At 60.7% G+C, this 19252-nt stretch carries 19 protein-coding genes; 10 read left to right on the top strand and 9 right to left on the bottom strand.

Going from position 1 to position 19252, the window contains the following annotated elements; translation table 11 throughout:
- Positions 1-45 precede the first annotated feature (45 nt).
- Entirely contained in the window at positions 46-324 is a 279-nt protein-coding gene (locus tag ABIE18_RS07665; protein ID WP_223932953.1) for an Lrp/AsnC family transcriptional regulator, read from the top strand.
- A 76-nt stretch (positions 325-400) separates the two neighbouring features.
- Here ABIE18_RS07665 and trpD read toward each other — a convergent pair whose 3' ends face one another.
- Positions 401-1468, bottom strand: coding sequence for an anthranilate phosphoribosyltransferase (gene trpD / locus ABIE18_RS07660; RefSeq protein WP_499722080.1), 1068 nt, complete (start codon positions 1466-1468; stop codon positions 401-403).
- Positions 1469-1616: 148 nt separating this feature from the next.
- Between trpD and ctaE the strand changes: the two genes are divergently transcribed.
- The 4 genes from ctaE (at position 1617) to qcrB (ending at position 5952) form a co-directional block, all read left to right on the top strand.
- The gene (gene ctaE, locus ABIE18_RS07655) at positions 1617-2255 is read left to right on the top strand and encodes an aa3-type cytochrome oxidase subunit III (protein ID WP_431115325.1); all 639 of its coding nucleotides are present in this window, start codon (positions 1617-1619) and stop codon (positions 2253-2255) included.
- An 87-nt stretch (positions 2256-2342) separates the two neighbouring features.
- Complete coding sequence (gene qcrC, locus ABIE18_RS07650) at positions 2343-3131, top strand: cytochrome bc1 complex diheme cytochrome c subunit (protein ID WP_431115326.1); 789 nt, start codon at positions 2343-2345, stop codon at positions 3129-3131.
- A gap of 99 nt (positions 3132-3230) precedes the next feature.
- Entirely contained in the window at positions 3231-4301 is a 1071-nt protein-coding gene (qcrA, locus tag ABIE18_RS07645) for a cytochrome bc1 complex Rieske iron-sulfur subunit (protein WP_431115328.1), read from the top strand.
- Positions 4279-5952 (top strand): cytochrome bc1 complex cytochrome b subunit, encoded by a 1674-nt coding sequence (gene qcrB / locus ABIE18_RS07640; RefSeq protein ID WP_431115329.1) that lies wholly within the window; start codon positions 4279-4281, stop codon positions 5950-5952. Before qcrA ends, qcrB begins: the two co-directional genes overlap by 23 nt.
- A 98-nt stretch (positions 5953-6050) precedes the next feature.
- On the opposite strand, the gene ABIE18_RS07635 is transcribed toward qcrB, so the two are convergent.
- Entirely contained in the window at positions 6051-6839 is a 789-nt protein-coding gene (locus ABIE18_RS07635) for a GntR family transcriptional regulator (protein WP_499722079.1), read from the bottom strand.
- 164 nt (positions 6840-7003) lie between these two features.
- Between ABIE18_RS07635 and ABIE18_RS07630 the strand changes: the two genes are divergently transcribed.
- Entirely contained in the window at positions 7004-7297 is a 294-nt protein-coding gene (locus tag ABIE18_RS07630) for an HPr family phosphocarrier protein (protein WP_499722078.1), read from the top strand.
- A 115-nt stretch (positions 7298-7412) separates the two neighbouring features.
- Here the strand turns inward: ABIE18_RS07630 and ABIE18_RS07625 are convergent, their stop codons facing one another.
- From ABIE18_RS07625 to ABIE18_RS07605, 5 genes are all read right to left on the bottom strand, one after another.
- Entirely contained in the window at positions 7413-7814 is a 402-nt protein-coding gene (locus tag ABIE18_RS07625) for a cytochrome c oxidase subunit 4 (protein WP_224090450.1), read from the bottom strand.
- Positions 7811-9532, bottom strand: a complete 1722-nt coding sequence (gene ctaD, locus ABIE18_RS07620; protein WP_216925611.1) for an aa3-type cytochrome oxidase subunit I — start codon at positions 9530-9532, stop codon at positions 7811-7813. The genes ABIE18_RS07625 and ctaD overlap by 4 nt, the downstream gene beginning before the upstream one ends.
- Before the next feature lie 10 nt (positions 9533-9542).
- Complete coding sequence (gene ctaC / locus ABIE18_RS07615; RefSeq protein WP_477515704.1) at positions 9543-10415, bottom strand: aa3-type cytochrome oxidase subunit II; 873 nt, start codon at positions 10413-10415, stop codon at positions 9543-9545.
- Positions 10416-10597: 182 nt separating this feature from the next.
- Positions 10598-10987 carry a HesB/IscA family protein gene (locus ABIE18_RS07610; protein WP_216925609.1) on the bottom strand — a complete coding sequence of 130 codons (390 nt, stop codon included), beginning with the start codon at positions 10985-10987 and terminating at the stop codon, positions 10598-10600.
- Between the two features lie 198 nt (positions 10988-11185).
- Entirely contained in the window at positions 11186-12658 is a 1473-nt protein-coding gene (locus ABIE18_RS07605) for a dipeptidase (RefSeq protein WP_499722077.1), read from the bottom strand.
- Between the two features lie 117 nt (positions 12659-12775).
- Between ABIE18_RS07605 and ABIE18_RS07600 the strand changes: the two genes are divergently transcribed.
- Entirely contained in the window at positions 12776-13369 is a 594-nt protein-coding gene (locus ABIE18_RS07600; protein WP_431115334.1) for a DUF3043 domain-containing protein, read from the top strand.
- A 126-nt stretch (positions 13370-13495) separates the two neighbouring features.
- Here the strand turns inward: ABIE18_RS07600 and ABIE18_RS07595 are convergent, their stop codons facing one another.
- A complete protein-coding gene (locus ABIE18_RS07595) occupies positions 13496-14575 on the bottom strand; it encodes a quinone-dependent dihydroorotate dehydrogenase (RefSeq protein ID WP_499722076.1) in 1080 nt (359 codons plus the stop codon).
- A 68-nt stretch (positions 14576-14643) separates the two neighbouring features.
- On the opposite strand from ABIE18_RS07595, the gene ABIE18_RS07590 reads away from it, so the two are divergent.
- The 3 genes from ABIE18_RS07590 to ABIE18_RS07580 are packed head-to-tail and all read left to right on the top strand — an operon-like array spanning position 14644 to position 18410.
- A complete protein-coding gene (locus ABIE18_RS07590) occupies positions 14644-16323 on the top strand; it encodes an FAD-binding dehydrogenase (protein ID WP_499722074.1) in 1680 nt (559 codons plus the stop codon).
- Between the two features lie 9 nt (positions 16324-16332).
- Positions 16333-17340 carry an alpha/beta hydrolase gene (locus ABIE18_RS07585; protein ID WP_499722072.1) on the top strand — a complete coding sequence of 336 codons (1008 nt, stop codon included), beginning with the start codon at positions 16333-16335 and terminating at the stop codon, positions 17338-17340.
- Positions 17337-18410 (top strand): alpha/beta hydrolase, encoded by a 1074-nt coding sequence (locus tag ABIE18_RS07580; RefSeq protein WP_499722071.1) that lies wholly within the window; start codon positions 17337-17339, stop codon positions 18408-18410. The genes ABIE18_RS07585 and ABIE18_RS07580 overlap by 4 nt, the downstream gene beginning before the upstream one ends.
- 15 nt (positions 18411-18425) lie before the next feature.
- Here the strand turns inward: ABIE18_RS07580 and ABIE18_RS07575 are convergent, their stop codons facing one another.
- Positions 18426-19250 (bottom strand): isoprenyl transferase, encoded by an 825-nt coding sequence (locus tag ABIE18_RS07575; protein WP_499722269.1) that lies wholly within the window; start codon positions 19248-19250, stop codon positions 18426-18428.
- Between the last annotated feature and the right edge of the window lie 2 nt (positions 19251-19252).

Here is a 19252-nt window from a genome sequence, read left to right as displayed (position 1 = left end):
AGGCTGAAGTGCGTCCGCAATGAAGCTTTTCCGGAAAGGCCCCCCGTGATCACCGCTTTCGTCCTGATCAAGACGGATGCTTCGCGCATCCCGGAAACCGCCGAGCAGATTTCAGCCATCCAGGGCATCAGTGAAGTCTATTCCGTCACTGGAGAATGGGACCTCATCGCTGTAGCCAGGGTGTCCAAGCATGAAGACCTCGCGGACGTCATCGCTGACCGCCTGTCGAAGGTGGATTCAGTGGTCCACACCACTACTCACATAGCGTTCCGTGCCTACTCCCAGCACGATCTCGACGCCGCCTTTGCGTTGGGATTCGAATAAGGGTCAGGGACCCCTGCAGATCCCGATTCGAAGCGGCAGCACAGTCCAGCGGCCGCACAGTCTGCAGAGGCTGTGGCTAGCCTTTGGAACTCTGGCTAAGGGCGATCCACTTGGTCAGGACGCCGGCGGCCTTACCTGAATCCACGGACTCCGCTGCCAGTGTGAAGGCAGCTCGCATCCGTTCCAAAAGGTCACCCTCGGCGTTCAGATCAACGGACACCAGGCCAGCGGCAGCATTCAAGAGGACAGCATCGCGCACAGGACCTGTCTTGCCATCAAGGACCTCACGTACAACCACTGCATTTGCGGCGGCGTCCCCGCCCCGCAGATCCGCAACGGTGGACGGTTCGATACCGAGCTCAGCGGGTGAGAACACCTGTTCAGTGACAGTTCCGTTCCTTATCTCCCAGACAGTCGATGGCCCCGTGGGCGTCAATTCGTCCAGCCCATCGTCACCACGGAACACGAGGCCGCGGCTGCCGCGACGGGCAAGGACGCCCGCAACCAGAGGAGCCATCCGGGCGTTGGCGACGCCAACTGCCGAAGCCTGAACATGAGCAGGATTTGTCATGGGGCCGAGAAAATTAAAGGCCGTGGGCACTGCCAGCTCCCGCCGGGGTACTGCAGTATGACGGAACGAGGGATGGAAAACCTGTGCAAAACAGAAGGTGATTCCTGCCTCCTCCGCATTCCGGGCAACCTGGTCAATCGAAAGGTCCAGGCGGACACCCAAAGCTTCCAACACATCAGCAGAACCGGACGTCGACGACGCCGCCCGGTTTCCGTGTTTGACGACCTTCGCGCCCGCACCGGCCGCCACAAGGGCTGCCATGGTGGAGATGTTGACAGTGTTCAGCCTGTCCCCGCCCGTTCCCACGATGTCCAGCTTTTCACCGGAGATCTGTATGGGGTTGGCATTCTGAAGCATGGCCTCCACAAGGCCGGTCAGTTCTTCCACCGTTTCGCCCTTGGCACGCAGGGCAACCAGGAAACCCGCGATCTGCGCGGGAGTCGCTTCGCCGGCCATGATCGTGTTCATGGCCCACTCAGTATTGCCCACTGCAAGGTCGTCGCCATTGATCAGTGCTGAGATGAGCCCTGGCCAGTTATTGCTGGCTGCAGGTGCCGATGCCGGAGAAGTCACCCCTTGATGCTATCGACCGGGCTGCACCGATGACCAATGTGAACCGGACCGGGAACTTTTCCGCGCGATTTCGCGTCTTTGTAGAAAAAGTCTCCCGAATCGGTGGTTTGCATTGGGAAGTCTGGACTTTTACAGACATAATGTCCTTGTGACATCTGCGACCCATGCCCCCAGTACCCCGGCGCACCCGACGCTGAACCGCCCCAATCTGGTTTCTGTTGGAACCGTTGTTTGGCTGTCCAGTGAGTTGATGTTCTTCGCCGGTCTCTTTGCCATGTACTTCACCCTGCGCTCCACATCAGGACTGATGTGGGCCGAGGAGTCGGCCAAGCTCAACTTCCCGTTTGCGCTCGTTAACACGATCGTCCTCGTGGCCAGTTCCTTTACTTGCCAGATGGGCGTTTTCGCCGCTGAGCGCCTTGAACCGCGCCGCACCGGCGGCCCCCTGCAGTTCACCCGCTGGGGCATGAGCGAATGGTTCGTCCTCACCTTCATCATGGGTGCCTTCTTCGTAGCCGGACAGACCACGGAATACGCGATGCTCGTCTCGGAGCACGTATCCCTGTCATCCAATGCCTACGGTTCCGCCTTCTACATGACTACGGGCTTCCATGGCCTTCACGTCATCGGCGGTTTGATCGCGTTCCTGTTCATTATTGGCCGCGCGTTTGCAGCCAAGAAGTTTGGACACTTTGAGGCGACATCCGCGATCGTCACCTCGTACTACTGGCACTTCGTGGACGTCGTCTGGATTGGCCTCTTCCTGGTCATCTACGTCCTGAAGTAGCCCGGCTTTGACTCTTTTTCTACAAGAGGCAGAATTTCAAGAAGCGGCTCGCGGAGCCGACGCAGGATCGAATAAAGGAACCACCACGTGAAGGCACTCTCGCAGAAGCGACGTCACCCACTGGCAGCCATTGCGCTGCTGCTGATGGGCCTCCTCCTCACTGGTGGGCTGTACGCCGTTGCCACATCTGTCAACCAGGCCAAGGCCGACACCACCAGCTACAGCGCAAGTGACGTAGAGCAAGGCGGCAAATTGTTTGCTGCCAACTGCGCCACCTGCCACGGCATGGGTGCAAGCGGAACCAAGGACGGCCCCTCGCTGGTCGGCGTGGGTGCCGCAGCAGTTGACTTCCAGGTTGGCACCGGCCGCATGCCCATGCAGATGAATGGCCCCCAGGCGCAGAAGAAGCCCGTCCAGTTCAACGAGGAGCAGACCAGCCAGCTGGCCGCTTATGTTGCATCGCTCGGCGCAGGCCCTGCGATTCCGGAAGAACACCTCCTTGACGAAAAGGGAGATGCAGCCAAAGGTGGCGAGCTCTTCCGCGTCAACTGCGCCATGTGCCACAACGCTGCCGCAGCCGGCGGCGCCCTGACGCGCGGCAAGTTCGCTCCCGCGCTGGCAGATGTCACAGGAAAGCACATCTACGAGGCCATGGCCACGGGTCCGCAGAACATGCCTGTGTTCAACGATTCGAACGTCTCACCCGAAGGTAAGCGCGACATCATCACCTTCCTCAAGACCATCGAAGCCAACGGCTCACCGGGCGGTGCCGATCTCGGCGCCCTTGGCCCCGTGTCTGAAGGTCTCTTCGTCTGGGTTGCCGGCTTGGGCGTCATCATCGCCTTCACCATCTGGCTGACGTCACGCACGTCATAGTCCGGACGAGACAACAAACTTCTGCTGCATGTTCAGCAGTTTCGAACTGAAAATTAACTCGGCCCAGGCCGAGACAACGAGAGAAGGATGAGGCGAATTATGGGCAACCATAGTGACGGCAGTCCGAACCACTCGGGCACCGTAGCTACGGCTGGTCAGAATGAAGTGGAGAAGTTCCAGGATCCTGGGCTTCCTCCGCATCGTTTGCGCCTGGCTGACACGGACCCGGTAGCCGCAAAGCGAGCCGAGCGTCAGGTAGCCATTTTGTTTGGCACCTCTGTCATCGGCACGCTGATCTTCCTGGTGGCGTACTTCGCCATCGATTTGGGCGACGATTCGACGATTGCAAACATCCGTACCCAGAACCTGCTCCTGGGCCTGGGTACGGCGTTCGCAATGCTTGGCATTGGCACCGGCATCGTGCACTGGGCCAAGGCCCTGATGCCCGATCACGAGGTGTCGGAAGAGCGCCACGCTATCCGTCATGAGGAAGATCGCCAGGCTGCGGTGCGCATCGTCGACGACATCGTCGAGGAAACCGGCATTAAGCGTCGCCCGCTGATCCGCAACACCCTTCTTGGTGCCGTTGCCCTTGCTCCGCTCCCTGCTCTCGCTATTTTCGGCGACCTGGGACCGCGTCCTGATGACAAGCTCGCACACACCATGTGGGCCCCTGAAGGTGGCAAGCTCAAGCGACTGACCCGCGACCCCGATGGCACTCCCATCAAGGCTTCGGATGTCACCATCGGTTCGGCCTTCCACGTCATTCCCGAAGGTCTCAACGAACTTCACGAAGGCAAGCTGAACGAAAAGGCCAAGGCCGTCGTTCTGCTGATGCGCCTCGATCCCAACTCGCTGAACCCCTCCGAGGGCCGCGAGAACTGGAGCTACAACGGCATTGTTGCTTACTCCAAGATCTGCACCCATGTTGGTTGCCCGGTTGCTCTTTACGAGCAGCAGACACACCACCTTCTGTGCCCGTGCCACCAGTCCACGTTCGACCTCACGCAGGAATGCAAGGTCATCTTTGGACCGGCCAGCCGTCCGCTCCCCCAGCTGCCCATCGCAGTTGACGCAGAGGGCTACCTCGTCGCAACCAGCGACTTCAAAGAACCTGTAGGACCGAGTTACTGGGAGCGTGACGAGCATGAGCGCCTCATCAACAGCTGAAGCCCCCTTCGTAGCGAAGACAAAAGTTGGCCGTTTCACTGATTTCGTGGACGAACGTGTAGGTGGCTCCGGCATCCTGCGCGAGTTCGGCCGCAAGGTCTTCCCGGACCACTGGTCATTCATGTTCGGTGAGGTGGCGCTGTATTCCTTCGTCATCCTCCTGATGTCGGGTACATTCCTGACTTTCTTCTTCGATCCCTCGATGGCTGAAACCCACTACCAGGGTTCCTACACGCCGTTGTACAACGTCGAAATGTCCGTGGCCTACAGCTCATCGCTGAACATCTCCTTCGATGTCCGCGGTGGCCTCTTCATGCGCCAGGTGCACCACTGGGCGGCGCTGCTGTTCGTGGCCTCCCTGGGTGTCCACATGCTGCGCGTCTTCTTCACCGGCGCGTTCCGCAAGCCGCGTGAAATGAACTGGGTAGTGGGCGGCGTCCTGCTGATTCTGGCCATGGCTGCCGGCTTCACTGGCTACTCCCTCCCCGATGACCTCCTTTCCGGCAACGGTCTGCGCATCATCGATGGCGTTATCAAGTCCATTCCGGTCATTGGTACCTACATCTCGTTCTTCCTCTTCGGCGGAGAATTCCCGGGCACAGCGATCATTGGTCGTCTCTATGTGCTTCATATCCTTCTGGTTCCGGCCCTGATTCTGCTCATGATCGTGATTCACCTGTTCATGGTTGTCGTTCACAAGCACACGCAGTACCCCGGCCCGGGACGCAACGACGGCAACGTCGTCGGTTACCCCCTTGGCCCGGTTTACGCTGCCAAGGCTGGCGGGTTCTTCTTCATCGTCTTCGGCGTCCTGGCCCTTATGGCAGCTGCCTTTACGATCAACCCGATCTGGAACTACGGTCCTTACGACCCCTCCCCGGTTTCCGCCGGTACCCAGCCTGACTGGTACATCGGATTTGTTGACGGCGCACTTCGCCTCATGCCTGGCGTCATCAACAACTTCCACTTTGAGTACATCATCTTCGGTCACACGCTGACACTGAACGTCCTGCTGCCGGCACTCGTGCCCGCGGGCATCATCTTCACTGTGCTGTTCATGTACCCGTGGATCGAACGCTGGGTAACCAAGGACAACCGTGAGCACCACGTCCTTGACCGTCCCCGTAACGCACCCACGCGTACCGCGATCGGTGTTGCAGGCTTCACTTGGTACTGCGTCATGTGGGCAGCGGCAGGCTCGGACCTCATCGCAACGCACTTCCACGTATCCCTGAACGATGTCACGTACTGGTTGCGCACACTGTTCTTCATCGGCCCTATCCTCGCTTTCATCGTGACTAAGCGAATCGCACTCGCTCTGCAGCGTAAGGACCGCGAGATCGCCCTCCATGGGCGTGAGACCGGCCGCATCGTACGGCTCCCCCACGGTGAGTTCATCGAGGTACACGCTCCCCTGGACGAGTACAAGCGCTACAAGCTCGTTGGATTCGAATCTCCGGTTCCGTTGCCGGCGACGCCGAACGAACACGGTGTCGTAACCCGCAAGGAAAAGCGGCGTGCAGCGCTCTCCAAGTGGTTCTTCGAAGACCGTGTTGCTCCGGCAACTCCTGCGGAACTCGAAGCAGCACACGCGCATGGCCACCACGAGGCCATCGAAGCTGGCGCGGACCAGAAGAGTCTCAGCCACTAGTTCCAGCTTGAAACAAGGAAGGGCACGATCCACACGGATCGTGCCCTTCCTTGTTGTAATTGCCATTTGTGATGGGCGGTTACGGACCGCTCCCGGCACTATTGACTTCGGTAACCGGAGGAATAGTTGCGTGTGGGCCGGACCCCTGGCCGCTGCAGCGGAACCCAGAGCTTGTAGCGGTCTGCCCGATAGTACGAAACGGAGTAGTCCACCATTGCCCGGGCCACGAAGGCATGACGCTGGATCTTTAGCAGGGGTGAGCCCACGTCCACGTTCAGCAGCCTCGCGGTTGAAGGAGATGCGGCGGTCGCCTCGATCATGTCCTCTCCCCATTCCATGACCAACCCGAAACGTTCGCTGAGGACGTTGTAGAGCGACGTGGGCGGCGCCTCATCCAATAGTCCCGGGACGCGGTGTGCCGGGATGAAGTTCTCGTCGACGCTCATGGGCTCGTTGTCGGCCAGCAGCAACCGCCTGAAACGGACCAACGGCGTGCCTTCGTCAAGCTGAAGCTCCCGCGCCAGAAAAGCACTGGCAGCAATCTGCTCAAAGCTCAACACCTTGGCAGCCGGAACCATCCCGCGTCGTTGCATCTCCTCGCTGTATGAGGTCAACTTCACTTGGAGATCAAGTTTGGGCTTCTTGACGAACGTACCGAGTCCCACCACCCGCTCAATGACTTCCTCGCCCACCAAGGCATCAATGGCTTGCCGTACGGTCATCCTCGCAAGGCCGAACCTTAGCGAGAGGTCCCGCTCAGAGGGCAGCGACGAACCAGGCGGACACGACTGGGCTATGAAACTCCTCAATATCTCCCGTAGCTGGATGTAAATAGGAGTGCTGCTGGTCCGGTCAATTTCACCGGCGATACTCGCGGCTTCAGGCATGACGAGCGCCCAACATCAAATGAGTCATGCCTTAAGGGTAGATCAGCCAGAGCACAGGTCTAGACCAGCTGGAGTACCCGATATGGAGAGCAGGCCATGCGGCGGCTACGCTTGTATGGATCAAATTTCACGGACGGAGATTCCGTCTTAGCAAAGGAGCTGGCTTGCCGGAGCAGAAATCCTTCGTCGCAGCAGAAATAGGCTTGCATGCGCGAGCGGCAGCGGTGTTTGTCCGGGCCGTAACTGACACTGGCCTGCCAGTCACGATAAGGAAGCCCGATGGGCCGCCGGTAGACGCACGCTCCCTCTTGGAAGTCATGACAGAAGACTTTGGCCATGGCTGCGAAGTACTCCTGGAGGTGGCTCTGGACGCCCTTCAAGACCACCAAAGTGTCTCCGCAACTCACAAGGCCCTCCTCGGCCTTTCTGCCGTTCTGGAGGGCACTGAAGCCCCATGACGGCCCAGTGACGGCGCTGGACTATCTAAATGGCCAGCGACCCACGCTAGAGGCAACATAACGACGTCGGGCCCCACCAAAAGGTGGGGCCCGACGTCGTTATGCTGTTTTGCTGCTAGTGGGCGTGGTCGCCACGGCTGTATTCGAAGACCCAGCCGACCAGTGCCACGACGGCAAGGCCACCAGCGATGAAGGTGATCCAGAAGCCCACCGCAAGGCCCAGGAAGCCGCTTGCGCATGCAATGCCGAGAACCAGCGGCCACCAGCTCCAGGGGCTGAAGTGCCCCTGTTCGCCCGCGCCCTCGTGGATTTCAGCATCCGGGCGGTCTTCCGGACGCATGCCGATCCGCTTGCCAGTGAAGCCCAGGTAGGCGCCGATCATGCCTACGAGACCGCCAACGAGGAGAATGCCCAGAACGCCGACCCACTCATGCCATTCCGTCAGGAGGCCGTAGGCGATGGCGACGGGGACGAAGAAGAAGGCTCCTGCTCCAAAGAGCCACGATTCGATTTTCACTTGCGAACGTCCTTCTGGTCGGCGTTGCCCAGCAGCACTGCTGCCGGGTCCGGGGACTGGGCGGTGTGGACCTGGGCCAACTCAGGGTGGTGCAGGTCCAGTGCCGGGCGCTCCGAACGGATACGAGGCAGGGAGGTGAAGTTGTGGCGCGGCGGCGGGCAGGAAGTTGCCCATTCCAGCGATGCACCGAAGCCCCAGGGGTCATCAACTTCTACCTTCTTGTTGCTGCGCCAGGTGATGTAGACATTCCAGAAGAACGGCAGCAGCGAGGCACCAAGGACGAAGGACGAGATCGTGGAGAACTGGTTCATCCAGGTGAAGTTGTCCTGCGGCATGTAGTCGGCGTAACGGCGGGGCATACCCTCAACACCCAGCCAGTGCTGGATCAGGAAGGTGCCGTGGAAGCCAAGGAACAGAAGCCAGAAGTGAATCTTGCCCAGGCGCTCGTTCAGCATCTTGCCGGTCCACTTCGGCCACCAGAAGTAGAAGCCGGCGAACATGGCGAACACAACCGTACCGAAGACCACGTAGTGGAAGTGTGCCACCACGAAGTAGGAGTCCGAGACGTGGAAGTCCAGTGGCGGGGACGCAAGGATGATACCCGTGAGGCCACCAAACAGGAAGGTCACCAGGAAGCCGATGCTCCAGAGCATCGGAGTCTCGAAGGTGATGGAACCCTGCCAGAGAGTACCGATCCAGTTGAAGAATTTCACGCCGGTGGGCACCGCGATCAACATGGTCATGAACGCGAAGAACGGGAGGAGCACGGAACCGGTCACGTACATGTGATGTGCCCAGACAGTGACGGACAGTGCGGCAATTGCGATGGTTGCGTACACAAGGCCCTTGTAACCAAAGATCGGCTTCCGGCTGAACACCGGGAAGATCTCGGACACGATGCCGAAGAACGGCAGGGCGATGATGTACACCTCGGGGTGGCCGAAGAACCAGAAGAGGTGCTGCCAGAGGACGGCGCCGCCGTTTTCGGGGTCGAAGATGTGGGCACCGAATTTGCGGTCCGCACCGAGGGCGAACAGGGCAGCGGCCAGCGGCGGGAACGCCATAAGGACGAGGATGGACGTCACCAGGGCATTCCAGGTGAAGATCGGCATGCGCCACATGGTCATGCCGGGGGCACGCATGCAGATGATCGTGGTGATGAAGTTGACGGCACCCAGGATGGTACCGAAGCCCGACAGTGCGAGGCCGAAGACCCACAGGTCACCGCCGACGCCGGGCGTAAAGGTGGTGTTCGACAGTGGCGCATACGCGAACCAGCCGAACGATGCAGCACCCTGCGGCGTGATGAAGCCGGACACAGCAATGGTGGAGCCAAAGAGGAAGAACCAGAAGGCCAGCGCGTTCAATCGCGGGAAGGCGACGTCGGGGGCGCCAATCTGCAGGGGCATGATGACGTTCGTGAAGCCGGCGAACAGCGGTGTAGCGAACATCAGCAGCATCACGGTGCCGTGCATCGTGAACATCTGGTTGTACTGTTCCTTGGTCTGCAGGATCTGCATGCCCGGTTCGAACAGTTCAGCACGGATCAGCAGCGCCATGACGCCGCCGAGGCAGAAGAACACAAAGGACGCGATGAGGTACATGTACCCGATGGTCTTGTGGTCCGTGGAGGTGATCCAGTTGACGACTATGCGTCCCTTGGATTTCGGAACTACGGGAGCCTCTAGGGTCCCGGCGGATTGAGTGTAAGTAGCCACGTCGCTCCCCTTACTTGGTTTCGATCAGGTCCGGGTTGCGGTCGTATTCCGCACCGAGCAGGCCCGTGTTGCCGTCCTGGCGAAGCTTGTCCATGTGGTCCTGGAATTCAGACTCGGAGACAACCTTGACGCGGAACAGCATTTCGGAGTGGTATTCACCGCAGAGTTCTGCGCACTTGCCATCGAAAGTGCCCTCCTTGGTGGGAGTGAACCTGATGTAGTTGGTCTTGCCAGGGATCATGTCCCGCTTCTGCAGGAAGGCCGGAACCCAGAAAGAGTGGATGACATCGCGGGAGTTCAGCTCCAGGTCAACCGACTTGCCAACGGGCAAGTACAGCGTGGGAAGCAGGTCCTTGTTGACCTCGTTGCCGGTCAGGTGGGCCTGAACGCCGGCCTCGTGGAGGTCTTCGTTAATGACCTCGCCCTTTTTGTAGTTGAAGTCCCAAGCCCACTGCTTGCCGCGGACGTCAACGACGACGTCTGCCGGCTGTGAGCGGTCATCGATCGCGCGCTGGTCTTGGTCGGTGAAGTAGAAGAACACCAGCACCATGAACAGCGGGATGGTCAAATAGAAGACCTCAAGCGGCAGGTTGTAGCTGAGCTGCTTCGGGAATCCCGTGGTGCCCTTACGGCGGCGGTAAGCGATGATGCACCAGACCAGAAGGCCCCACGTGATGATACCGACTGCCAAGGCGGCGATCCATGAGTTGACCCAGAGGTCCATGATCCGGTCAGTGTGGTTGGTCGTGCCGCGCTCTGTTGGCAGCCAACCCTTCTCTACCTCTGGTGAACATCCAGTCAAAACCAACGCGCCGGCTAGTGCCAAGCCAGTGATCGAGGTGATCTTTATGCGTCGGCTGCCGGTTCGGTTCTGCGAACTCACAGACGGCCCTTCCTCTTGTTGCTGTCTCCCGGCAGGCCAAAGGCCACCGGGCACACTAAAAGTTTTACTACCCGATGTAGAGCTTACCGCTATGAAGCGGTTTTCGCGCACATGTCGGCGCCGTGGCTCCGAATGCGTTGGAACGCATGCAGAGGGGCGCCGACATGCGGCGATAGCTCACGTCAGTGGAACGAGTCGCCGCAAGCGCAAGACCCGCCGGCGTTCGGGTTATCAATGGTGAAGCCCTGCTTCGAGATGGTGTCCTCAAAGTCGATGCTGGCCCCACTCAGGTATGGGACGCTCATCTTGTCCACTACCACCTCAACGCCGTCGTAGTCACGGACGGCGTCGCCGTCGAGCAGACGCTCGTCGAAGTAGAGCTGGTAGATCAAGCCGGAGCAGCCGCCCGGCTGGACTGCAACGCGCAGACGCAGATCGGTGCGCCCTTCCTGTTCGAGGAGGCTGCGGACTTTGCCTGCTGCGACATCGGTCAGATTGACCTCGTGCGTGGGAAGCTCCTCGTCGGGGACGAGCTGTGCTCCGGTGCTGTTTTCGTTGGTTGCAGTGCTCATTGGCCTACCTTCTTATGACGCTCCTGGCGGCGGCGCCGGAACGCAGCCTGCCCTTACCCAATTACGTACGGGTTATAGCTCCATGCTACGTCGCGCAGACGCTGAGCTATAACTTCTGACGTAACCACGGACCGCATTTACTTGTTCCCGGCGTGCCCCGCCATCCATAAACGACACACCTATACGCCATTGCGATGCTTAGCGATCAAGGCCTTCGGCATTAAACCGCGCCAGCATCAGCGACTCCGCCAGCACAGCATGACGGAAATCGCCGATGTGCAGTGATTCGTTGGCACTGTGGGCGCGGGAATCCGGATCCTCTACACCTGTCACCAGAATCTGGACATCGGGATACATCTCGGTCAGGTCGGCAATGAACGGGATGGAACCGCCGATTCCCATTTCCACTGGTGGGACTCCCCAGGCCTCCCCCAGGGCCCAGAGTGCCACCCCGGCAGCTGCTGAGGACGTATCGGTCGCGAAGGCATTGCCCCGCTCCCCCGGCGTGAATGTTACTTCGGCACCGAACGGTGCGCGGGACTCAACGTGGTTCTTCAAAGCCTCCATGGCGGCGTCGGGATCTTGTCCGGGGGCCAGCCGCATGCTGAACTTGGCCCGGGCCGCGGGAATGAGCGTATTTGAGGCAACGGCAACGGCGGGAACATCCATGCCGATGATGGACAGCGCCGGCTTTGTCCACAAACGGGAGCCGATCGTCCCGCTCCCGGCGAGTTTGACGCCGTCGAGAACTGAAGCGTCGGCGCGGTATTCGGCCTCCGTCAGGTCAACCGCAACGTTGTCATTTCCAACAAGGCCGGCCACGGCGACATTTCCTTCGTCGTCGTGGAGGGTCGCGATGAGACGGGACAGCAGGGTGGGGGCGTCCAGCACCGGGCCACCGTACATTCCCGAATGCACCGCATGCTCCAGCACACGGACTTCGAAGGTGCCATCCACGAGCCCGCGCAGGCTGGTGGTCAAGGCGGGAATGCCCACCTTCCAGTTGCTGGAGTCCGCCACCACGATCACATCGGAGCGGAGAAGCTCGCGATGTTCCTCAAGGAATGTCCGAAACGTGGGCGAGCCCGCTTCTTCCTCGCCTTCAAAGAAGAAGGTCACGCCGAGGCCAAACTCATCCCCCAGGACCTGCGTCGCAGCAGCGTAAGCCGCCAGATGGGCCATGATGCCGGCTTTATCGTCAGCCGCGCCGCGACCATGGAGCCGGCCTTCCCGTTCCTCCGCAATGAAAGGCTCGGAGGTCCATAGAGTCCGGTCGCCTGGCGGCTGGACATCATGGTGCGCGTACAAGAGAATCGTGGGCTTACCGTCGCGGGCGGGACGGCGGGCGACGACGGCGGGACCGCCGGGCGTTCCATCCAATTTGTCGCAGCGCAGAATTCGGACGTCATCCATTCCCGTTGCCCTTACCAAGGAGGCGACAGCTTCGGCGCTGCGATCCAGTTCGGCGGGGTCGAAGCTTGGCCACGCGATTCCCGGGATACCGACGAGGTCCTTCAAGGAGCCAAGAGTCGCGCTGAATGATTCATCGACTGCTTTAGCCAAAGCGGCTATGGCTTCGGAGTGGATGGCCTCGTTGGACGACGGATCCTCAGTGCTGTGGCCGGAGTTCCGTCGCTGATTCTGCGGGATCTCCGCATGTTTTGATGTCATGCCCAAACTTTACAGCTGACCAGGAGACGGCAAAGGAAGGCGCGATGGGCTCCCACCTCGAAGGACGCCACGGGCTCCCGTAATCTGCGCCACCTTCCTGCGGGGTATTCTGTATGGGTGTTCGGACGCAAAAAGGAAGAGCCCAGCGCTCAAGCAGTAGTTGACCAGGCGCATGCCGCCGCCCAGGAACCGGGTGCCGGAAAGGGCGCCCCTACCCCCAAGCGGAAGGACCAGGAGGCAGCTCGAAAGCGCCCGTTGGTGCCCACTGACCGCAAGGCTTCCAAGGAGGCCGAACGCGTAGCGATTCAGGACCAGCGCCAGAAGATGCGGCAAGCACTGGATACAGGTGACGAAAAGTACCTCCCCCTGAGGGACAAGGGTCCCCAGAAGCGTTTCGTTCGGGATTATGTGGACGCCCGGTTCAGCCTCGGCGAATACCTGATGTTCGGCGCCCTGCTCTTCGTGGTGATCTCGCTGATTATCCCGGCCACCAGTTCACAGATCACCTACGTCCTGGTTGGATTCTGGATCATGTTCCTTGCCGTCTTTGTGGATGTTTTCATCCTTTCGCGCAAGCTCCGCAAGCGCCTGGGCGAGAAGTTCGGTGAAGTCGAGCGTGGATCAGTCTGGTATGGATGCATGCGCGCTCTGCAGTTCCGCAAGCTCCGCCTCCCCAAGCCGCAGGTCAAGCGCGGCCAATACCCCGCTTAGCGCCACGCCGAAGAGGCCCCAACCCACTACTTACAACCCACTACTTATACGAAGACCCCGGACCATTGGTCCGGGGTCTTCGTATTGGGCCTTCGTGTTGGTTCGTTCCTGGGTAGAACGTTTTGACTAGCGCGAGGCCCGCTTCCGGATCTTGACGAGGCCCTTGTTGATGCGCGATGCCCAGAACGGGCCCTCGTAGAGGAACGCGGTGTAGCCCTGCACCAGGGTTGCCCCTGCATTCAAACGGTCCTGGACATCCTGGGCTGACTCCACGCCGCCCACGGCAATGAGTACGAGCTGATCTCCCACGGCGTCCTTGAGTCGTCGCAGGACCTCCAGTGATCGCTGCTTCAGCGGGGCACCTGAAAGCCCGCCGGCTCCCAGTGATCCAACCTTTGCAGCATCAGTGGCGAGGCCGTCCCGGGCAATGGTGGTGTTGGTTGCGATGATGCCGTTCAGCTTGAGGTCAAGCGCAAGCCGGGCGACGTCGTCGATGTCCTCATTGCTCAGGTCAGGCGCAATCTTGACCAGGAGTGGAACATGGCGACCAGCAGCTTCATCTGCCGCATCCCCCACGGCCCGGAGCAGCGGCCGAAGAGTTTCCACGTTCTGGAGCAACCGTAGCCCCGGCGTGTTGGGCGAACTGACGTTGACCACCAGGTAGTCGGCGGCGGGAGCGAGGCTCCGGGCGCTGACGAGGTAGTCTTCTGTGGCCTCATCCAGCTCAACAACTTTCGTCTTACCGATGTTGACACCAATCACGGGTCGTACATCGGCGTGGAGGCGCTGCAGTGCAGCTTTCGCCGACTTGAGTCGCGGAGCCACTGCTGCTGCACCATCGTTATTGAAACCCATGCGGTTGATGACGGCGCGGTCCTCAATCAATCGGAACAAACGCGGCTTTTCGTTGCCCGGCTGCGCCTGCCCGGTGATGGTTCCGACCTCTACATGGCCAAACCCCAGATCGGCCAGCGCTTCGATTCCGTGGCCTTCCTTGTCAAAGCCGGCCGCCAAGCCGAAGGGAGAGGGGAACGTCAACCCAAAAGCTTCAGTTCGAAGGGACGCATCCGGAGCTGTGATCCTGGCAAGAACCCGGCCTGCACCGGTGCGGTGGGCCGCCCGGATCGCTTGAAAGCCGATCTTGTGTGCTTTCTCGGCATCCATCCAGGAGAAGGCGAGCTTGAAGAAGGTGGGGTAAACACGCATGGTCCTAGTTTTCCGGTTTACTGACAACTCACCAAACCCGTGACCTTGCCTGCGGCTAGCATGTAGGCATGCCGCTACAAGATCGTGATGCAGATCATGGGAATCGAATCCTCGCGGACGTCATCGTAGTAGGTGCAGGCTTGTCCGGGCTGGTAGCGGCAGCAACTGCTTACGCGGCAGGCAAGCGCGTGGCGATCCTGGACCAGGAACCAGCGGCATCCCTGGGTGGGCAGGCGCATTGGTCCTTCGGGGGCCTGTTCATGGTTGACACCCCGGAGCAGCGCCGGCTCGGTGTCAGGGATAGCCCTGAGTTGGCGCTCTCGGACTGGATGGCCTCCGCAGGCTTTGACCGAGCAGACGACGCGACAGCGCGGCAGTGGGCCGAAGCCTATGTCCAGTTTGCTTCTGGTGAGAAGCGCGCCTGGCTGAAGAGCCTCGACGTCGGCATCTTCCCTTTGGTGCAATGGGCAGAACGCGGGGGTTACGGCCCCCAGGGACATGGAAACACTGTTCCCCGGTTCCACGTCACGTGGGGAACGGGCCCCGCCCTCGTGGAACCGTTTCTGGCCAAGGTGCAGGAAGGTGTCCAGGCCGGGAGGGTGTCGCTGCACTTCCGGCACAGGGCTACTTCATTGACGACGGCGGCCGGCCGGGTGGCGGGCGTCTCGGGCCAGATACTGGAACCCTCGACGGCGATACGCGGCCAAGCGTCCTCGCGAACCGCCGTCGGGGGTTTCGAGGCCACGGCGGGCGCTGTCGTGGTGACCACAGGCGGCATCGGTGGCAATCACGAGACCGTGCGTCGGCAATGGCCGGGCAACGCCGCACCGGTCGACATGCTCAGCGGTGTTCCCGCATCAGTGGATGGTGATTTCCTTCCTGTTGCGGAATCCCTCGGTGCAGCATTGGTGAATGGAGACCGCATGTGGCACTACCCCGAGGGAATCCACAACTACGATCCCGTGTGGCCCAAGCACGGCATCCGCATCCTTCCGGGTCCATCATCCCTGTGGTTGGATGCCGAAGGGCGACAGTTGCCCGCACCTCTGTTTCCGGGCTTCGATTCCCTTGGCGCGCTTCGCCACATCGTCGCCACTGGTCACAGCCATTCGTGGTTCGTCCTGAACCGCACCATTGCGCTGAAGGAACTCGCCCTTTCCGGCTCCGAGCAGAACCCGGACCTGACCGGGAGGGACGTGTCACTGCTCGTTTCCCGACTGAAACCAGGCAGCGATACTCCCATACAACGGTTCCTGGACAAAGGCATTGACTTCATTCAGGGGTCCTCACCCCATGACCTTGCCGGGAAAATGAACGCACTCACGGGGAATCAACTGATCAACGCTGACCAGTTGGACGCGCTGGTGCGGGCCCGCGACCTTCAAGTGGCAAGCGGGCTGGGCAAGGACCCCCAATTGGCTGCTATCCGGGCGGCCCGCCGTTTTGCCACTGACAAACTGATGCGGGTGGCTCCCCCGCACCGCCTGGCCGATCCTGCCCACGGACCGCTCATTGCGATCAGGCTGTCCGTCCTGACAAGGAAAAGCCTGGGAGGGCTGCAGACTGACCTTCGCTCCCGGGTCCTGGACCAGGAAGGCCGGGTGATCCCGGGCCTTTACGCAGCCGGCGAAGCGGCAGGCTTCGGCGGAGGCGGTATCCACGGGTACAGGGCGCTGGAGGGAACTTTCCTGGGTGGATGTCTTTTCACCGGCAGGGCCGCGGGACGCGATGCAGCGGCGAGTGTCTAAGCTGAAGGCATGGATTGGTCGACCGACATACTGGGAATGGACTTCCAGTCATGCGCCTTGGACGTGGAAGGACCTGACGGTATGGTGCGCCGTGCAACCTTGGTCCGTCACCGGCCGGAGTCGACCACTCAGGAGGGCCAGGCAACGCACGGCGCATTGCTGTTCCTGCATGGCTGGAGCGACTACTTCTTCAACGTGGAACTTGCCAGGTTTTGGGCAGGGCACGGGTACGAATTCTATGCATTGGACATGCACAACCATGGAAGGAGCCTGACTTCAGGTTCGCCGGGCGGATACGTGGCCAACCTTGGCGACTACGACGCCGAAATCAGCCGTGCACTCGAGGTCATCCACAGCGACAGCCTGGGACCTCGCCGGAACGGCGTTGCCATGATGGGCCATTCCACCGGAGGCCTCATCGCAGCATTGTGGACGAGCAAGCACCCAGGCCAGGTGCAACACCTGATACTCAACAGTCCTTGGCTCGAAATGCATGGCAACTCGATTGTCAGGCGCGCCGCCCAAGTCATGGTGGGACCCATTGCCAGGGTCCGGCCCGAGATGGTCTTAAGGCTGCCGGAGCGTGGATTCTACTTCCGTAGCATCAGCAATACCGCCGAAGGCGAATGGCCGCTGGATGAAAAGTACCGGCCACCCCTGGCCTTTCCCGTCAGGGCCGGTTGGCTTAGCGCCGTCCTGGCCGGCCACTCACAGGTTGCACGCGGCCTGGACCTGGACATCCCGGTCCTGGTTCTGACATCGGCCGCCAGCGCCAACGGAATGGTGTGGCAGGAGTCCATGCGGCGTTCGGATGCTGTACTGGACGTCGGCATCATCGCACTGCGCGCCATGGCCTTGGGTCGCAGCGTGACTCTGGAAAGAGTGGATGGCGGGCTGCATGATGTCTTCCTGTCCGCACCCAACGTCCGGGCAGATGCCTATGCGAGGCTTTCACGATGGATTCGCGGGTACATGGAAAGTGACTTGCCGCAGGTACGGCAGGAAGGGGACGCATGACCACCACTGAAGAGTCGGTATCCCTGTGGCAACCGGACATCCTGGGCGCCGGATACGAACGTCTGGAACTCCCCCTGTCTCCTGACGAGGAGGGCGCGGTCAAAGCAACACTCGTCCGGCATGTCCCGCCAGTCACAGCCCCAACTCCTCACGGCATCCTTGATTTCTTCTCCACCTTCACGCAACGCAGGCGACGTACGGCGTCCATGGATCCCACGGGGGCGCCACGAGTGGTTCTCTACCTGCACGGCTGGGCTGACTACTTCCTCCAGACCGAACTCGCGGAGTACCTGACGGCGTCCGGCTTTCATTTCTACGCGCTCGATCTTCGGAAATTTGGGCGGAGCCTGCTACCCGGTCAGACGCCCGGATACACCACCGATCTGGCTGTCTACGACGAAGACATCGAAGCAGCCTTGCTGGAGATCGAACGGGACGTTGTGGCCAGGACCAACAGTCCAGCGTCGCCAACCATTCATATGCTCGCGCACTCCTTGGGGGGCCTGATTGCTTCTTTATGGGCGGACCGCCATCCAGGCAGGATCGGGACACTTGTCCTGAACTCGCCATGGCTGGAGCTCCAGGGCAGCAGCCTGATTCGCAGCATCGCCATGCACCTGGTGGAGCCCTTCGCGCGAACCGACCCCAAGCGTCCGTTCAGGTTCCCCGAGATGCCTGCCTACTGGGAGAGCGTCAGCAACCAAGCCCACGGCGAGTGGCTGCTGGATCCCGTCTGGCGTCCGCGTGGCTCATTCCCCATCCGCGCTGGTTGGACAAAGGCAGTGCTTGCCGGCCACAAAGCGGTAGAGCGAAAACTCAACATCGATGCCCCGGTGCTGGTCCTTTTATCGGGCCGGACCCGGATCCAGGCCGAATGGACGTCAGACCTCATGAGGGCCGATGCCGTGATCGACGTCGAGGAGACATCCCGGCGCGCGTTGGGCCTGGGCAGGAGAACGGCTGTGTTCCGCTACCCAGGGGCGCTGCACGACATCTTCTTGTCGCGGAGGACCATCCGCCAACAGGCGTACCGTGATGTGTCGGTCTGGCTTTCGTCTTACCCGTATTGAAGTAGCAGGCCCATGCTAGTTTCCGGCTGGCGCTGCGTCGACTGCCCCGCCGTAGCGGCGATCCCGCTTGGCATAAATCTCGACGGCGTCCCAGAGTGTGCGCCTGTCGACGTCAGGCCACAACGTGTCCATGAAGACGAATTCGGCGTATGCGGACTGCCACAGCAGGAAGTTTGACAACCTCTGCTCCCCGGAACTGCGCAGGAAGAGGTCCACATCGGGGAGGTCCGGCTCGTCCAGGTACTTCTGGATGGTCTTTTCCGTCACCGATCCCGGCTTGAGGTGCCCGGCGGCAACGTCCTCAGCTATGGCCGAGACGGCGTCGGCGATTTCTGCCCGACCGCCGTAATTAACACACATGGTCAACGTGCAGGTGTCGTTGGCCTTGGTGAATTCTTCGGCCTCTTCAAGCTCACGGATCACCGAGCCCCAGAGCCGGGGCCGTCGACCGGCCCAGCGGATCCGGACTCCCCATTCATCGAGTTGGTTCCGCTGGCGACGTAGCACATCCTTGTTAAATCCCATCAGGAAGCGGACTTCCTCTGGGGACCGCCGCCAATTCTCGGTGGAAAACGCATACACGCTGACGTATTTGATGCCTAGTTCAATGGCTCCGGCCATAACGTCCAGCAGTGCCGGCTCGCCGGCCTTGTGCCCCTCAATTCGCGGCAGTCCCCGCTGGTTGGCCCAACGTCCATTGCCATCCATGACAATCGCTACATGCTGCGGAATAAGTTCATCTGGAATCGTCGGCGGAACGGCACCTGAAGGATGTCCGTAAGGGGCCACTACGGGCGAAGTCCGCGCCCGGGTTGTCTTGCTTTTCTTTCCAAGTGCCACAG

Source organism: Arthrobacter sp. 2762 (genome assembly GCF_040548745.1).
Taxonomy (GTDB): Bacteria; Actinomycetota; Actinomycetes; order Actinomycetales; family Micrococcaceae; genus Arthrobacter.
The sequence above is the reverse complement of the archived record's forward strand: the minus strand, read 5'-3'. Positions and strand labels throughout refer to the sequence as shown.

Excerpts from the sequence above, each read along its gene's own strand:
- qcrA (WP_431115328.1), top strand. The coding sequence starts at position 3,231 with ATGGGCAACCATAGTGACGGCAGTCCGAACCACTCGGGCACCGTAGCT.
- ABIE18_RS07610 (WP_216925609.1), bottom strand. The coding sequence starts at position 10,987 with ATGAGCACTGCAACCAACGAAAACAGCACCGGAGCACAGCTCGTCCCC.
- ABIE18_RS07580 (WP_499722071.1), top strand. The coding sequence starts at position 17,337 with ATGACCACCACTGAAGAGTCGGTATCCCTGTGGCAACCGGACATCCTG.
- ABIE18_RS07595 (WP_499722076.1), bottom strand. The coding sequence starts at position 14,575 with ATGCGTGTTTACCCCACCTTCTTCAAGCTCGCCTTCTCCTGGATGGAT.
- ABIE18_RS07635 (WP_499722079.1), bottom strand. The coding sequence starts at position 6,839 with ATGCCTGAAGCCGCGAGTATCGCCGGTGAAATTGACCGGACCAGCAGC.
- qcrB (WP_431115329.1), top strand. The coding sequence starts at position 4,279 with ATGAGCGCCTCATCAACAGCTGAAGCCCCCTTCGTAGCGAAGACAAAA.
- ABIE18_RS07585 (WP_499722072.1), top strand. The coding sequence starts at position 16,333 with ATGGATTGGTCGACCGACATACTGGGAATGGACTTCCAGTCATGCGCC.
- ABIE18_RS07605 (WP_499722077.1), bottom strand. The coding sequence starts at position 12,658 with ATGACATCAAAACATGCGGAGATCCCGCAGAATCAGCGACGGAACTCC.
- ABIE18_RS07590 (WP_499722074.1), top strand. The coding sequence starts at position 14,644 with ATGCCGCTACAAGATCGTGATGCAGATCATGGGAATCGAATCCTCGCG.